The sequence below is a fragment of the Chryseobacterium sp. 27AL genome (assembly GCF_057815395.1).
On sequence record NZ_JBYRIW010000007.1, the window covers coordinates 59,434 to 76,347 of the forward strand.

Genomic DNA, 16,914 nt, shown 5'->3' on the forward strand with positions numbered 1-16,914 from the left:
TGTAAATTTTGAAATTATTTTTTTTTTGCAGCACCAAAAATACCAAATTCAAATGATAAATAGATATTCCCATGATGTTGTGATAAAAATAAAATTTGCTATAGCCTATAATTCTGGTTATCACACATTGAAACTGCTTTAAGTCAATTAGAATCAGACTTCCAAAAAATAGGTATCTGCATCTTCAGGATTAAACGGCTCATTGATCCAAAAGATGGTGTACAGTTCTTCTTCTCCAATATTTTTAATGTTATGCGTGTACCATATCGGCATGTCTACATATGCAGGCTCATTTCCATCTAGATAAAAGTCTAATACTTCTTCTGTATCAATTTTTCTTAATTGTATTAACGCTTTTCCTTTTATTACTGCAAATCTTTCTATTTTTCTGGTATGAAAGTGATTTCCTCTTGTAATTCCCGGAACAGTCGTTGAAAAAGAACATTGGCCGCCAATGCCCAGCCTTATGACTTCCACAAAAGCGCCTCTGGGATCTGTATGCTGTGTAAATTTTACAGGGTAATGATTTTTAATATCAAAATAACATCGGAACGTATTAAAAAGATTTAAGTCAAAACTATTCTGCAGATCAGGAATTTCACCGTTGTCAAAATATAAACTTTTAAAGTTTTCTAACTTTTGAAGAACCTCTGACACTTTATTTACTGAAGTATGAGGCACTTCATAGAATGTGTTTATACTCTCATTTTCAATCTGGCTGATGATTTCCTGAACGAGCTCTGCTACATAAATTAATCTTACTTCACCATCATTATCAATTACCGGTTTTTCACCATGAGTCAATTTATGGCAAAAGGTTGCAACGAAAGAATTATAATTAGGTTTACCGAAAGGTCCAAACACATTAGGAATTACCATCCCCGAAAATTTCCCTCCTGCTCTTTCCGCCCAGTCTGCCAGTAATTCTCTTCCCTCTTTCTTGGATTTTCCATACAAATTATCTCTTTCTTCCTGTGATGAAGACGAAAAAATGACATGTGCTTTGGAGCCTGTATTTTCAAGTGAGGTTACCAGTTTTTTAACAAGATCTACATTATTATGGTAAATAACCTCGGGATCAGGATGACGGTTCATTGCCGCTAGATGAATAATCACATCGCATTGTCTGACAAACTCATTTAACTTTTCAGAATCATCAAAAAATTCTCTGTCAAAATTTATTCTTTCGTATTTGTCCGGAGTTAATCCTAAAGTATTATATAAATGAGATCCGACAAACCCATTTTGTCCTGTAATTCCGATTCTTTTCATGATATTAATTTTTTAAAATAATCTATTTCAAAACGATATTGGTCATCTATTTCGCCCAATAAGTAATTGGCCATTACCAACAGCCTTGATCCCTCTTCTTTTGCCTGAATAGCCGTAGCATATCCCTGAGGAATGTGCAGAATATTCAACCGACGGCTGTCCAGTTCAAATTCCATTATTTCAGTTTGTTTATCTGGTTCTATCCAGCTGTCAATTTTCACAAGCCTTATGATAAAATTTCCTGTTATTGCACTAAACCAGCGCTGCTCTATTTTATGTCCTATCCAGCCTCTGACAAAATGTGTATCTTTATTTTCGATAAAATAAATTCTTTTCACTTCGGAAGCATCGAAATTATTATTGAAAAAAAGAGTACCTCTTTCATCCAGATGATTGCCTCCGGAAATAATTTTAGGAACTTCCATATTGATATTTTTTAATCCGGATACTGCATGATATCTTCTCCTAACACTTCTTTTCTGATGAGAGGAAGTTTCATTAAAAGCTTTTTCATTCCTTCGACATCCTGCTGCTGAGTATTGTGAGAATGATAATCCTCGACTTTTGAAATATCCTTTGTCCCTTCAGAAAAGTACTGGGCATAGTTCAAATCCCTGTTATCCGCCGGAATTCTATAAAAATCTCCCATGTCTTCTGCTTTAATCATTTCTTCACGTGTACACAATGTTTCGTACAGCTTTTCACCGTGTCTGGTTCCAATAACTTTTACAGGGTTATCTGCTTTAAACATTTCTTTCAGTGCCTGAGCGAGATCTCCGATTTTTCCTGCAGGAGCTTTATTGACAAATAAATCTCCCGGATTTCCATGTTCGAAAGCGAACAAAACGAGTTCTACCGCCTCTTCCAGTGACATCAGGAATCTTGTCATATTGGGATCTGTAACGGTAATCGGCCCCCCATTTTTAATCTGCTTTACAAATAAAGGAATTACAGAACCTCTTGAAGCCATCACATTACCGTATCTTGTGAGGCATACCACTGTATTTTCAAGGTTTCTGGATGCTGCAACGGCGACCTTTTCCATCATTGCTTTAGAAATTCCCATCGCATTGATAGGGTAAGCAGCTTTATCGGTACTTAAGCAAATTACTTTCTTTACATGATTCTGAGCTGCGGCGTCAATAACATTCTGTGTTCCCTCAACATTTGTTTTTACGGCCTGCATGGGGAAAAACTCGCATGAAGGAACCTGCTTCAGAGCCGCTGCATGAAAGACATAATCTACCCCTCTCATCGCCGATTCAACACTCCTGTAGTCTCTCACATCGCCGATATAGAACTTCAGTTTATCATTTCTAAACTGATTTCTCATATCATCCTGTTTTTTTTCATCGCGGGAGAAAATCCTGATTTCCTTGAAATGATCGGTTTTAAGAAATCTATTTAAAACGGCTGTTCCGAAAGACCCTGTACCTCCCGTTATCAATAATGTTTTGTCTTTTAATTCAGTCATGTATTAAGCTTATTATTTTATGGTTAATTTATTCCAATATGTTTGTAGCAAATTCATTTGGTATTCATCAAAATTATGTACTTTCTCATATTCTTTTCTGACATTTTTGTCGTTATTTGTCTTGTAAGTATAGGTTTCCGAATTCCAAAATACAATCCCATTTACTTTGCTTCCTTGAAATTCTGTATTTAAAATTTTATTTACATACCATTTAAATTCTTCAGGATCTATTAAGGTATTTGATGATTCTATATTATGATATCTATTCCATATAAAAGGATATATGGGCTTTCTTAGTTGTTTTGATATCTCAATAGAGTAATTTATATTTGAAATAACGAATTTATCAATTTTTACAAGATTCTGATCTGTTTTTTTGTCCTGCAGATACATACTCGGTGCTAAAAAATCTTGTTCTTTTAGTAAGGGATAGGTATCACGGACAATCTTTTTATGTGAGTCAGTCACATAAGGATAACTCGTTAAATTAAATCCATAAAAAGCCCACTTAATATTTGGTCTCAGAGATTTTGCAAATTTAATAGTACGTATATAATTATTCAATATTCTCATATATTCATCACGACCTGTTTTTTTTTCTTTCAATAATATTAACAAAGATTCTCCTTCAATATCCAATACAGCATAGCCTTTGGCATATTTATTGGGGATCTGTCTTATTATTTCTTTCATTAACTTTATCTTATCCAACATTAAATTCTTATCAATAATAAAGTCCTGATAGAATATGTACACATTCTGAACATTATTGTTTTTAACAAATTTTTGTTGTATGGGATTATCTAATTCAGAACAAAATAATATTTTTTGTTTTTGTTGCGCCACAACAAAAACATTAAAAATTAGTACAGAAAATAAAAAAAATTTAATTTTCATTATAAACTATTAATTAAAGTGATAATTTTTCTGCTTTGTGTACTTTCATTTTTATTTTTAACAATAAACTGTTTGGCATTTTCTCCCATACTTTTCAAAACTTCCTCAGGTTTACTAAGTACTTCAATTATTGAATTTTTTAATCCTTCAATACCATTTTCTTCACATATAAAACAATAATTGTAATATTCTTCAGGAATACCACTTAACTTGTATAGAATGGTTGCAGTTCCTGAACCTAAATATTCTATTGTTTTTGAGGGGAACGAATATTTAGTAAAATCTTCTTTATCATTTCGTGGGTTTATTAATATGGTAGCTTTTTTTTGCAATCTAAGAACTTCTGAACGATCAAGCTGCCCTTTATATATGATTCTTTTATCTTTGGTTGCATATTCTTGTACAACTTTTTCACCATTTCCTGCTCCACATATCCATAATTTTAACTCTGGATCTTTTATTAATACAAAAGCTTGCAACAGTTCTTCAATCCCATATCTTAATGCTAATGTTCCTGAATAAAGAATTGTAGGATTAGCCTCTTTATCTTCTACTATTTTATCTTCTTCCACATTGTAAATCCCTTCAAGCACTTCAAAAGGTTTGCTTGTTTTAAGATAATCTTCCATATATTTAGAGACAAACACAAAAGAATCTATATAATTAATATTATTCTTAATGATTCTTTTAATACAACGATTATATATTTTTATATGTAATTTCGTATTATCACCACCCATAAGATGTGGGAGATCTGGCACAATCATGCATATTTTCACAGCAGGCAATTTCTTTTTTATAAAACATGCTATCTTCAGAAAATACGGAAACATCCCATATATAACAATTGCATCTAATGGCTTTTTCAGGACTATAAACTGCTGGGCTATCTCTTTCTTTAAATTTTGGTACTTAGAAAAATCATTGATAACTTTTATATTATTAAATCCTACCTGCGATATAAAACATCCATCCTGGTCAATAACTTGATTTTCAACATATCTCAAACTGCTAGAATCTGGAAATGAACCAATAAAAGGAACCGTAATAATATTTAATTTTTGAGAAAGATTTTCTTGTAAGCCTCTGATAATATTTTTTTGCATAGTATCCGCGGCATACTGAAAAATCCCTTTTGAATGGTGTTTAAAGTAGTCGATATTGTGAGGTAAAAATATTCCTCCAATAAACGTAATATTTTTATTTTCTAATTTCACTTTCAATTATATAACGAAAATTACTGCTAATTTTTTCTTCATCGAACTTTTTTATAGCATATTGATATGCATTTTCTATCAGTCTATCTTTCTCCTTCTTATTATTGATAATATCCAATAATTTATTTATATTTTCTTTATCCGAATCTTCACTATTTAAAATAAAGGCTAAATTATTATCTTTCAACAGTCTTATCGAAGCTATATCGATTGGACCATAAGCTAGTATCATATTTCTAGATAATAAATATTCCGGTATTTTAGTTGAAACGGAAAGCTTAGTAAGAGCTCTATTAAAGGGATCGTCACTTTCTGCGTGCAACAGTATATCCGAATTAATGATTTCGCGATATAAAGTATGACCTTGTACTTTACCTTTAAAAATTATATTATTATTTTTAAAAATATTGTTCAAGGGTACGTTAATTTCTGAAGCAGTATATAAATGAATAACTATTTTAACTTCTTTTATCTGTGAAAATAAATTTCCTAATCTAATAAGCATTTTATCACGATTAAGATGTAAACTTCCAAAATAAGATACAATTATTTCATTTTTAGAAAAACGCTCTTTGATTATATCATTATAAAGATTCAAATTAATACTATTCATGATAGGCATAAATTGTTTCTTGTAATATTCAGAATACTTTTCGCACATCAAATCACTTATTCCAAAACATAAATCAGCATTATTAATAGTTCTGAAATATGCCTCACAAAGCTTTTTGTAATGTTTTTGCTGTAAAAAACCACTCTTCTGGGTAGAAAATATATAATCATCTGTGAAGTAAACTGCTGACTTTATTTGATGACGGCTTATGATGCTATTCACTATATCGTGTGAAAATATTTGGTTGCCTCCCACAAAAAAGATTAAATCAGGAGATTGTTTTTTGATCCAATCATGCATCTCATTATTTGAATGTATCCTGCAGACCTTCCACAAATAATCTCTAACAAATGCTATTTTATGCTTGTTTTTTCTTAAATATGAAAAGAATTTATTACCTGGTTTTACGACAGTCTTTTCTTGAGAAAATTTATCTGATAAATTAGATTGCCCCAGCTTTCTTCTTAAAATAATATCTTTATCAGTAATCTTTAAATAGAAATCTGCATATTCTTTATCTATATCGATGTCTTCTACAAAATATATCTGGCAAAGTTCATGTTTTGCAAAACCTTTAAAGATGGATTCTAAAGTTTTTCCATTATTTGAAATTTTCGAAAATGGATTATGACTTACTATAAGTATTTTCATCTATTAATTACTTAAAATGGAAGATAGCAATTTAAGAAACTTTTTGTGTTGGGTTTCCCTGTAATGATTTTTAAAGAAAATTCTTTTGCCGTTTTCAATTTTTCTTCTCAACATCTCAGCATTTGACAAGGATTTTTGTAATGTATCACTACATTGATCCTCATTTTCACTACATATAATTGCTAAATCATTTTTGTTAAGATAATCTATCGAAGCTATATCCGATGGGCCAATAGTTATGATTGGCATTCCTAAAGATAAATATTCCGGAATCTTCGTTGAGATCGAAAACTTAGTATATTTTTTCACATTATAATCAAATGATTCTATAAATAAAAGACAATCATATTCACTTATAGATTCCAAAACTTTCTCATGAACCAGAAATTCTTTATAATGTACAAAAGGAAATTTCTCAAACATGTTTTTTACAGATTCCCAATCCATTTTGTTTGTATAAATGTCTAACCTTTCTATTTTATCTAACTTCTTCATAAGATTGCAAATGATAAGTAGGGAAGACCATCGGTTGAGATGCAAGCCACCAGCATAGCATAGAGAAAGTTTGTTTTCAACTATATGTTTGAAATCTACTTCTTTAGGTTTGTATAAACTTACATCATTCATTAAAGGAATAAACTGCGTGCCTTTGTAACGGTATTCAAATTCACTTTTCATAGCTTCAGATATTACCAACGATTTTTTGCAAACTTTTAACAAACTTCTAAGTGATTTCAGTGTCAGTTTTCTATGTATGGATGTTATTAATGAATCATAAATAGTCGAAGGCCAATCATCCATAAAGTGTGGAAGTATTGGAATATTAAATTTCTGATGAATATTAAGAGTAAGGTTTATAATTCTTCTACCGTAAGGCAGAACATAAATGATTTCCGGTTGCTGGATTTGGATAAATTTTATAAGACTATCATCTATTTTATAATTCAGCATATTACCGGATGCGGCTATCCAGGTTCTCGCTATATGTTTAATTTTATACTGTCGGGTTACATTTTTCTCTAAAACAACAGCAGGTATATTATTTTTAGAATTATTCGGTTTCTTTTTAATCTTCCTGAACAAGTACCCATATTTTAAGTTTGCGGTATCTAATATGATTTTTTTGTCAACTGAAGATTTAGTATAATTATCTGACATTAATTGAATGAAAGATAATTTTTCTTCAGGCCAATCGCTAAAAATATTTCGTAAGGTTATTGATGTCGCATCATTACCATAATGAAAATCACAATCGCTGATAATTAATACCTTTGGATAATTAGTATTAGACATTGTTTTTAATTAAATGGTAAATATTCATTATTCTTTGTCCATTTGTATCAATATCATGTCTTTCCATTGCTATCGATCTACCCTTTAATGATATCTCTGAACAAGATTTCGAGGCAAATAGTTCAATTATTATCTTCGCCAGTTTTTCTATTTCTTCAAAGCGGTATAAGAAGCCAGATTCTCCATCAATAACCATATCAGGAGTTCCTCCTGCATATGCTGAAACAACAGGAACTCCTAATAGCTGAGCTTCACCAACAGAGTTTGGACTATTCTCAATAGCAGAACAACACACAAAAACATTCGATTTTAAATACCTTTGTATCATTTGTTCTTCTTCTAAATTACCTAAAAAAATGACACAATTTTCTAATTTTAATTCTTTTATTAAATTTTTTATATATCTTCCATAAGTGCCAATGGTAATCTTATCTTTAAATGAACTGTTCTTAGTAATATTTTTTCCGGCAATATATACTTTTGTTTCTGGATAGTCTTTTAATATCAAAGGGAGCGATTTAAGAACTTGGTGTATTCCTTTCAAGGGAACAATTCCCTGACTTAAAAAAATTGAATGTTTTTCACATTTTTCATAATCCCATTTTCTATTGTAAAATCCCGGCCTCAAAGTTTCGTTGCAGAAGTGATATTGAGCATTCTTGTTTATTGCCCAAATATGCGTTTTATCCCAATCTGTTCTTCCTACAATATTCCTTACTGTTTTTATATATTCTATTTCGATTTCTCCTCTTTTTGTCATTTGCTTTTGCTGATCATACAAGGTATTTTTTCGAATACTATCATATATTGACGTATGTTTACTTATTTCAGATTTGGTTAGACCTCCCAAAAAATATCTCGCATAAACACTAGTAAGTCCCTGTATTGAGATTAAGCATTTTTCTCTACCGCAAGCTCTAATATAAGAAAGTCCATAAGGAAATTCGGTTCCATGAATATGAACAACATCTGGTTTGTAAGATTCATTTATTTTTTTCCATAATGGTCTCAAAAAATTATCATATTCATTACGTCTATTATTAGGTAATAAAAAGTACGTAACATTATTAACTGCAACTTCCTCAAATGTAGTTCCATCATAAACGGAAGCAATGGCTAATGAAATACCAGGTTGTCTTGAAATATAGTGAGCCAACGAAAACATCCATCCACCAACAACCGGCATTGGTAAATCCATTTTTTCACATATATCAGGCAGTAAGATATTTGTAATCCATAAAATCTTAATATTCTCCATTATTCAAAACTCTCTTCAATTTGTTTGTTTTCTGCTTCAAAAACAATTTTCTTCCAACACATTGCAATACAAAACCATAAAAGAAAAAATCTAATATTAAACATAGATACTCCCGCTGGTATAAATTCTATTACATACAGTACAATAAATGCACTACATACTTTAATATAATAATTTTTTGATCTAAAAATACCATTTATAAGTGCAACTAAAATTAAAATTGAAAATAGAACCAAATAAATTATTCCTCCATTAAGTATATAATTAAGATATCCTGCCTCAATAATATTCCTTGTTTTCAACATTTCATTATCTGCTCCAAATACATAATCTGTTTCATAAAGATTATACTCACCTCCGATACCTCTACCTAAAATCCAACTTTTTGTGTCCATATCTTTATAAAAATCATTCAAAACAGCCCCCCGTGTATCTTTATCAATTTTTTCAATCAGACCTCCAAATAAGCTTTCAGAATATAAGTTATATAAAATTGTAATACCAAATCCTATCATAAGAATCATCACAATCAAAGTCAGTTTTTTCAGTTTACTTGCATTTCGGCTTAAATAATTAATAAATATAAACAACATTAATGCCCAAGTAAATACCCAAACCAGACTTCTCCGAGCTCCAATCACGGCCATTAAAAATCCTATCACAAATACTAATATACAAACTACCTTTTGTTTACTGGACAATTTAGAGAAACCTAAGAACATTAAAAAATTAGGATAGCATAAATATTTTACACAATCCTCAATATAGTTAGTAGAAATTAAACTACTATTTTTAAAAATTAAAGTAAAGATAAATATTAATAAAAACAGAATATTAATAATATGTATTCCCCCTATAATATTTTTGTAATCTTCTATTTTAAAAAATTGTACAAAAAATATAAAAAGATATGGAAGAAGCATATATGGTGATAAAAATATATTTCTTAAATAATCATAATTAAATTGAAAACCCATGAATATCATATAAAGTGTCCAGATACATAACAAAATATAAATTATATTTTTTCTAAATTTTATATTGTTTTTTCTAAACCTATAAAATCCGAATATATTCACTCCAAAAAGGCCTATTGTACCTACTAATCCCCCAAAATACAGCAATACTTTCGCATTCTCAAAAATTAGTGCCAATACATTAAATAAAGACAATATTATTAAGAAAAAAAACTGAATTTTTATATGAGGAATTCTTTTTATCATCTATGACTTTTTATTATTAAAAATTTTTACATATTGAATAGGAGCTAATATAATAGCATTAAAATTTGATAATATAGCCGCAATAATTACAGATTCAACTCCCCAGTGAAATTTATTGATAAATAGAAAATTAATTCCTATAAAAAGAAGCGGTGATATTAAAGATGCTTTAAACTGTACATTCAGAGCACTGATTCCGTTCAAAATAATACAATATACACTGCCCAAAAAAGACAATACTGTAAAAATGAACATGCATAATGATACAGAAAATGAAATATTTACATGATCTTTTCCTAACCAAAGATCATAGACGATTTTTGAAAATATTAGCATAATGAATCCTACTACAGCAAGAGCAAATGCAATTTTTCGATATTTTTTCTCAGCATTTCTAATCCAATCGTAATCTTGTTTAACATATGCATCTGTAACAGCAGACCATAAAGGAGTCATAAAAATTGTCATTAAAAGTGTTAATACACTAAAATATTTAAAAACAATATTATATACTGTTACATCTTCAGCCCCAAAATTTCTTATAATAATAAAATTTGCAGTTTGATATTGAATAATACCTGCTATTTGTATTACAAAAAATTTAAAACCAACTCCCATCAGATTTTTTGTTAATGAAAAGTTAATAGAGGAAAATGACGGTCTTATGCTTTTAAGCTTATTATGGAAATAAAAAAAATTGAAATATATTAAAACAAACACAGGTGCTATACATAGTCCATAAGAGAGATGGAGTAAAGACCCCTTCGTATATCTAGTCAAAACCAAAATAATAACCAATGAGATCACTTGTTCCAAAAGTGTTTGAATAGAAGCGAGTGCCGGGGACTGATAAGCTAAAAAAATTATGTGTATTGTCGAAAGAATGAATCTGATACAAAAATATCCTACTAAAATAATTGCCACATTGCTCAATTCAGAAGAAAGATGTGGTGAAACTTTTAGCAGATTTGACCAATCAACAAAGGTATTTGCAACTAAAAATATTAGAAATATTAAAACAGATATAATAGCCAAGACAGCATAGGTGGTACTGACATACTGCTTAGCTAAATTAATGTCACCTGTCGCTAAACTTTCACCTAACTTATTTCTTAAGCCATTACTTAAACCAATATCGAAAAAACTCATCCATGCTACAAGAGAAGTTAAAGTTAGCCATACTCCATATGATTCAGAATCAACATATTTTATTGTAATAGGTAATAATAAAAATGATATTGGAAGAGAAAGAATACGAATAAAAAAAAGAATTAATATATTTTTTTTTGCTTTTTTGCTTCTAACATCTCCTTTCTTAAAGAAAGAAACTATATTAGCGACTGTAATGGTTTTAAGGTTATTAAATATCATAATTAATTTCGTGAAAAAACTTTTTCTATTCTTTGCTTATCTTAAACTGTTGGGTAACTAACTTAAGCTTAGCATTAAATTGATCATTTCTTTGCCTACCATTTACAATACGAAAAATCAAATTTTAATTTGTATTTTCTATAAGTTTCCATCTTTTAAGGTATTTCACAGTCTTATTATTAGCTAAATTTATTTTTAATCTTTTCAAATAATGTATATTCACGATGACTGCTATATCCATAACCGTATTTGTTACTATATCCTAGATTCTCTCTGCTTACATCATTTAAAACAAATCCAACGTTTTTTATCTTCTTTTGGTCAATATTTGTGTTAGCAAAGTCAAGTAAAGATTTTTCTGTATATTTAGATCTAGATACATAGATAGTAATATCTGCCATTTCTGCAATCAGGAAACTATCTGTTACGAGTAGCAACGGAGCTGTATCAAGAATAATATAGTCATATCTAGCCTTCAATTCTTCAATAAGAACGTCGTAGCGTCCATTAGAAAGCAGTTCGGTCGGATTTGGTGGAAGCATTCCTGAATAAATTACATCTAAATGCTCATTGATTGAAGAGATATGAATAATATCTTCAAGATTAGTCTGATCCGAGTATAAAAATTCTGTAAGGCCTGTAAGACCTTTTCTTGAAGGATTATATCTCTGTAACTGTGGATTTCGAATATCCGATCCAATAATAATTGCTTTCTTTTTTGGATTTGCAAGCGTTAAAGCCAAATTAACAGAAGTAAAAGTCTTTCCTTCTCCCTTCACGGTTGATGTAACAAAAATTACCTTTCCTTTATTACTTTTGGAAAGCATGAAATTCATATTGGTAATCAGAATTCTAAATGCCTCAGCCATTGGAGTATTATCATTAACTTTTACAATTTCGGAATCTCCTTTTTCAATGCTTGGCAGTTCTGCAATGACCGGAGCATGGATAAGTTTTTCCAAATCATGTTTAGTAACAATTTTATTATTAAATAGTTGTGATAAATAAACAGCAATAAAAGGAATTAGCAAACCTAAAAATAAAGCAATTATTAAAATGACAGTCTTCTTCGGTGAAACGATACCATTTGAAATATATGCAGTGTCTATAACTCTTGCTTTAGGAGCCGTAATAGACTGTCCAATTGCGGTTTCTTCTCTTTTCTGAAGTAAAAGCAAATATAAGTTTTCCTTTATTTGTTGCTGTCTCTCAATCCCTCTGAACATTTTTTCTATCGCTGGAATTTTAGATATCTTTTGAGCAACCATATTTTGCTCATTCTGATATTCATTTCTAGCCAGCTCTAATCCGTCTCTATTTTTTTGAAGGCTTTGTATAATGGAGGAACGCATTGTCGCAATTTGTTTTGTAATATCAAAAACTGCAGGGTTTTCTTGAGTAGCCGATTCTAATAATCTATTTCTAAGTAATATTAATTGATTATAAGAAGAAATTTCACTTACTGTTTCTGAATTACTTAAACCAATATTAACAGGTAATGTTTGATAAGGTCCTTGTTTATTAACAAAAGTCATTAATGAATTTGTTAACTCTAATTGAGCATCAACATCCAACTGTTTTGCTCTTGCAGAAGCTGAGCTTTCTAAATCTATTTTTGCTTCTGTTTCTAAATCAACAAGATTATTTTTAGATTTTAAATTTTCTTTCTCATCTTCAACTTGGTTAAGCTCTACTGAAAGCTTTTTAATTCTGTCTTCTATAAAATCTAGCGTTTTTTTAGATTCCAAATTTTTATCGGTAATAGCATCATTGTTATATGCAATAACTAATGAATTAAGTAGATCTTTAGCTTTATCAACCTGTGGATAGTTCATTTCTAAGCCCACTACTGTTGCATCTTTATTAACAACAGCAATTTTTGACATACTTTGCAGAGTTGTCACTTTGCTTTCCAAAGATGATATATAAAGCTCCAAGTTATTAACATCAATTCCCTTACTTGTCTCAGGATTATAAGAAGAATTCTTAACAATAATAATGTTGGCATATGGCAAGCTGATTGTTTTATTAAATGAGCTTACAATATCTCTTTTTAGTTCCTCAGAATTTAATATTAATTGGTTTGATTTTATTTGAAGTTTGATAGGCTTTAATGGAAATTGACTAAATGGCTTTTCATTAATAACTTTAACACTTATTGGAGAAGATTCTTTATATAATTCTATTTTTTTTAATTTACTTTTTGAAAAAATATCAACCTGAAAATTTTGAGAGACAACGACATCTCTCATTAGTTTTTTAGATTTTAAAATTTCAATTTCATTTTCAATACTATTGGTTTTCATTCCCCCAAAACCTGATAAATCCTGAAGGATATTCAAATCCCCATTTGATGGAGAATTTTTCGCGTCTTTGATAAGAATTGTGGTTTTTATATTATATACGGTTGTAGCATATTTTAATAGAAAATAGCTGAGAAAAACACAAACTAATGCTGATGCAACAAACCACTGCCATTTTCGAATATAAGGTTTTAATATTTCGTTAATATTAATCTCGTTTGAACTACTATTTTCCACTTCAGAAAAATAAGACTTATTTTGGTTGACCATTAATTTTTATTTCTTAAATAAACTTACTACTACGGCAATGGCTGTAATACCAATCGAAATTGCCGTTAAATAAAGTCCTGTATTTGGGTTTTGCTTTGCTGTGAGATCTCTTGTTTTATTCGAAGCTACAATAATAGCATCTCCTTGCTTTAAGTAATAGTAAGGTGAATTAATTAGATTAGCATCATGTAAATCTACTTTACCATGAATAATCTGGCCATCTTCACTTCTAATGATCAGTATATCATCTCTTTTACCATACATAGTGAGATCACCAGCCAATCCAAGCGCATTTAGAATAGTTCCTTGCCCGTTTGAAATAATATAATCGCCCTGTCTGTTTACTTCTCCTAAAACAGTCACTTTGAAATTGGTAAGTCTGATATTAACTGTAGGATTAATTACATATCTCAGCATCTTATTCCTAAGTTCTTCTTTCAGATCTACTAAAGTTTTTCCTTCTGTATTGATAATACCCAAAATTGGAAAATCAATATTACCACTATTATCTACTATATAGGTAGGGCCTGAAACAGTAGTCACACCTTGATTAGGAGTATTACCACCAGCTAATGCATTGGTCTGTACAAATTCTGATGATGAGTAGTTTTGGTTAAAAGGTTTTACCACATCCATATCTTTCGCTGTGATAAGAATAACAAGCTGATCCCCTTTTTGTATTGTATTAACAGAGTTTTTAGCAGATGATTCAATTGCTACTTTTTCAATATTTTGCAAATAATTAAGATCATTTTTAGCATTAGGATTAGTTTTACATGAAACCATTATAAATGCTGATATTATAACCAATATTTTACCTTTCATCGTTATTTTAAAATTGTACAAATATATACATTTAAATCTTTTCTACTTATCCAATGATTCATATATTGAATTATTACTTCGGAATTCAGGAACAATTATCTTCAGAAGCTTTACAACTTCAACTTTGTCCCTTCTCAGAGAAGCTTTAGTTATGGAATTCACCAAGGTTTCTATTTCCAGAAATTCCATCGTCGGATCTTTGGAAACCATGATTTTTTCATTATGGGTAGGCAACGTTTTGGCATCATCGCTCAGAAGTTCTTCATATAGTTTCTCTCCCGGTCTTAGTCCTGTATAAATGATTTTGATGTCAATGTTAGGTTCAAATCCTGATAATTTGATCATTCTTCTGGCTAAATCCAATATTTTCACAGGTTCTCCCATATCGAAAACAAAGATCTCCCCTCCTTGCCCCATCGTTCCTGCCTGCAATACAAGCTCACATGCTTCAGGAATTGTCATGAAATACCTCACAATATCCGGATGGGTAATTGTCACTGGTCCGCCTGCTTCAATCTGTCTTTTAAAATGTGGAATTACCGACCCATTAGAGCCTAAAACATTTCCGAATCTGGTGGTAATAAATTTGGTACTGTTGCCTTCAACATTCTGTAATGACTGTACAAATAGCTCCGCAGCTCTTTTTGAGGCCCCCATAACATTGGTAGGATTTACAGCCTTGTCGGTAGATATCATTACAAATCTGTTTACCTGATATTTGCTCGATAAGGTGGCAATAATTTTTGATCCCAATACATTTACCAGAATTCCTTCATGTGGATTTTCTTCAACCAGCGGAACATGTTTGTATGCTGCCGCATGATATACCATAGAGAAATTATAAGTCTGAAATAATGGTTCTATTCGATGTTTATTCGAAACATCCGCCAAAACAAACTTAAATCTGATATGAGGAAATTTTTCCTTCATTTCAAGCTCTATATCATATAAAGGTGTTTCTGCCTGATCTAATACAACGATCAAAGAAGGGTCAAATTGAGCAACCTGGCGTACAATTTCACTTCCGATAGATCCAGCGCCACCTGTTACCAGTATGTTTTTGTTAAAATGTCTTCTTCTGATCTCCTCATTCTGGATTTTAATAGGTTTCCTGTTCAAAAGGTCTTCAATCTGGAGATTACGGATAGATCCTCCAAAATCACTATCTCTAAGTTTCTGTACGGAAGGTGCTTTAAATATATTAAGATCTTTTTCCAGGAATAGATTGACCCAGGAATTCATTTCATCTTTTGACATCATCTCCTTTATAATGATGACACCGTCAACAAGAAGCTCTTCTTTTGGATGACGTTCTATTTTTTCTTTACTAAAGATAGGTTTCCCGAGAAGATATGCTCTTCTGGAATCCGTACGCTGGGTAAGAAATCCTACTACGTGATAAGGAAGACTCGGATTATCTAGAATAGCTCTTGCTATAGCAATAGACTGTTCATCTATCCCCAACACAAGGATTCTTTTCTTCAATGTACTCCTTCTGTATTCTCTTACTATATGGAAAAATTCTTTTACATAGAGCCTGAAAAGAAAAAGGCCCATAAAAGAAATAATAAAATACAGAACCAAAAAAGGATTAATGATAAATTTTATGCCCGTGATCCATAAACAAATAAAGTTTACAGCCCCTACCGTAAATAGCGTACAGAAGCACGATATTAGTAGTTTGAAAAGATCAATAAAGGTAGAATGCCTTATAATACCTGCATACGTTTTAAAAATGTACATAAAAATGACATTTGAGAGTATGATGCCTGCAAATACGATAAGCCGGTCTCTGTTATAGACAAACTCAGCTTGTGTGATCTTTTCTATAATGTAGGTAGATAAAAACAGAGATATAACCAAAATGATAATATCTATTACAAGAATTATCCACCTTGGCAGATATCTTACATCCGAGAGATTGACAACATTATCTCCTCCGAACATTTTCTTTCTAAAAGAGTTGTACATTGTCTTTAATGGTATTCATGTGTGTAAAAAAGTATAAATTCACCTTCCTGTTTGAAAGTATTGATGCAAATTTAAAATAAAATTTCATCTATTATTAATATTTAAAAATAAATTTAATTAAGAAATAATATTGAGCAAATTTCTCTCTTTGGAGATAAATAAGTCTGAATAATTGACAAAAAACCGTGGCAAAAAACATACCACATATCAACAATAATCTTTTCTATTATTAATAAATTATAAAACATATTGTGAATCAAACTATTTTTTCTTTAC

General features: G+C 30.5%; 13 protein-coding genes. All 13 read right to left on the reverse strand.

From position 1 onward, the window contains the following. Positions 1–153 precede the first annotated feature (153 nt). The gene (locus tag AC3WV0_RS11850) at positions 154–1,272 is read right to left on the reverse strand and encodes a polysaccharide biosynthesis C-terminal domain-containing protein (RefSeq protein ID WP_488846272.1); all 1,119 of its coding nucleotides are present in this window, start codon (positions 1,270–1,272) and stop codon (positions 154–156) included. After that, entirely contained in the window at positions 1,269–1,697 is a 429-nt protein-coding gene (locus AC3WV0_RS11855) for a WxcM-like domain-containing protein (protein WP_488846273.1), read from the reverse strand. The genes AC3WV0_RS11850 and AC3WV0_RS11855 overlap by 4 nt, the downstream gene beginning before the upstream one ends. Positions 1,698–1,708: 11 nt before the next feature. Continuing rightward, positions 1,709–2,746, reverse strand: coding sequence for a polysaccharide biosynthesis protein (locus tag AC3WV0_RS11860; RefSeq protein ID WP_488846274.1), 1,038 nt, complete (start codon positions 2,744–2,746; stop codon positions 1,709–1,711). Between the two features lie 12 nt (positions 2,747–2,758). Further along, positions 2,759–3,643, reverse strand: coding sequence for a hypothetical protein (locus tag AC3WV0_RS11865; protein ID WP_488846275.1), 885 nt, complete (start codon positions 3,641–3,643; stop codon positions 2,759–2,761). Further along, entirely contained in the window at positions 3,643–4,860 is a 1,218-nt protein-coding gene (locus tag AC3WV0_RS11870; RefSeq protein WP_488846276.1) for a glycosyltransferase, read from the reverse strand. Before AC3WV0_RS11870 ends, AC3WV0_RS11865 begins: the two co-directional genes overlap by 1 nt. Continuing rightward, positions 4,844–6,124 carry a glycosyltransferase family protein gene (locus tag AC3WV0_RS11875; protein WP_488846277.1) on the reverse strand — a complete coding sequence of 427 codons (1,281 nt, stop codon included), beginning with the start codon at positions 6,122–6,124 and terminating at the stop codon, positions 4,844–4,846. Before AC3WV0_RS11875 ends, AC3WV0_RS11870 begins: the two co-directional genes overlap by 17 nt. Before the next feature lie 3 nt (positions 6,125–6,127). Further along, complete coding sequence (locus AC3WV0_RS11880) at positions 6,128–7,417, reverse strand: glycosyltransferase family protein (protein WP_488846278.1); 1,290 nt, start codon at positions 7,415–7,417, stop codon at positions 6,128–6,130. Then, positions 7,410–8,675 (reverse strand): glycosyltransferase family 4 protein, encoded by a 1,266-nt coding sequence (locus AC3WV0_RS11885; RefSeq protein WP_488846279.1) that lies wholly within the window; start codon positions 8,673–8,675, stop codon positions 7,410–7,412. Before AC3WV0_RS11885 ends, AC3WV0_RS11880 begins: the two co-directional genes overlap by 8 nt. After that, on the reverse strand, positions 8,675–9,898 hold the full coding sequence (locus tag AC3WV0_RS11890; protein WP_488846280.1) for a hypothetical protein: 1,224 nt from the start codon (positions 9,896–9,898) through the stop codon (positions 8,675–8,677). The genes AC3WV0_RS11885 and AC3WV0_RS11890 overlap by 1 nt, the downstream gene beginning before the upstream one ends. Next, positions 9,899–11,269 (reverse strand): oligosaccharide flippase family protein, encoded by a 1,371-nt coding sequence (locus AC3WV0_RS11895; protein ID WP_488846281.1) that lies wholly within the window; start codon positions 11,267–11,269, stop codon positions 9,899–9,901. A gap of 179 nt (positions 11,270–11,448) precedes the next feature. Continuing rightward, a complete protein-coding gene (locus AC3WV0_RS11900) occupies positions 11,449–13,842 on the reverse strand; it encodes a GumC family protein (RefSeq protein ID WP_488846282.1) in 2,394 nt (797 codons plus the stop codon). A 6-nt stretch (positions 13,843–13,848) separates the two neighbouring features. Then, the gene (locus tag AC3WV0_RS11905; RefSeq protein ID WP_488846283.1) at positions 13,849–14,628 is read right to left on the reverse strand and encodes a polysaccharide biosynthesis/export family protein; all 780 of its coding nucleotides are present in this window, start codon (positions 14,626–14,628) and stop codon (positions 13,849–13,851) included. 81 nt (positions 14,629–14,709) lie between these two features. Beyond that, complete coding sequence (locus AC3WV0_RS11910) at positions 14,710–16,638, reverse strand: polysaccharide biosynthesis protein (RefSeq protein ID WP_488846284.1); 1,929 nt, start codon at positions 16,636–16,638, stop codon at positions 14,710–14,712. Between the last annotated feature and the right edge of the window lie 276 nt (positions 16,639–16,914).

Coding starts and splice junctions, on each gene's coding strand:
- AC3WV0_RS11850 (WP_488846272.1), bottom strand. CDS start 1,272: ATGAAAAGAATCGGAATTACAGGACAAAATGGGTTTGTCGGATCTCAT.
- AC3WV0_RS11855 (WP_488846273.1), bottom strand. CDS start 1,697: ATGGAAGTTCCTAAAATTATTTCCGGAGGCAATCATCTGGATGAAAGA.
- AC3WV0_RS11860 (WP_488846274.1), bottom strand. CDS start 2,746: ATGACTGAATTAAAAGACAAAACATTATTGATAACGGGAGGTACAGGG.
- AC3WV0_RS11865 (WP_488846275.1), bottom strand. CDS start 3,643: ATGAAAATTAAATTTTTTTTATTTTCTGTACTAATTTTTAATGTTTTT.
- AC3WV0_RS11875 (WP_488846277.1), bottom strand. CDS start 6,124: ATGAAAATACTTATAGTAAGTCATAATCCATTTTCGAAAATTTCAAAT.
- AC3WV0_RS11880 (WP_488846278.1), bottom strand. CDS start 7,417: ATGTCTAATACTAATTATCCAAAGGTATTAATTATCAGCGATTGTGAT.
- AC3WV0_RS11885 (WP_488846279.1), bottom strand. CDS start 8,675: ATGGAGAATATTAAGATTTTATGGATTACAAATATCTTACTGCCTGAT.
- AC3WV0_RS11890 (WP_488846280.1), bottom strand. CDS start 9,898: ATGATAAAAAGAATTCCTCATATAAAAATTCAGTTTTTTTTCTTAATA.
- AC3WV0_RS11895 (WP_488846281.1), bottom strand. CDS start 11,269: ATGATATTTAATAACCTTAAAACCATTACAGTCGCTAATATAGTTTCT.
- AC3WV0_RS11900 (WP_488846282.1), bottom strand. CDS start 13,842: ATGGTCAACCAAAATAAGTCTTATTTTTCTGAAGTGGAAAATAGTAGT.
- AC3WV0_RS11905 (WP_488846283.1), bottom strand. CDS start 14,628: ATGGTTTCATGTAAAACTAATCCTAATGCTAAAAATGATCTTAATTAT.
- AC3WV0_RS11910 (WP_488846284.1), bottom strand. CDS start 16,638: ATGTACAACTCTTTTAGAAAGAAAATGTTCGGAGGAGATAATGTTGTC.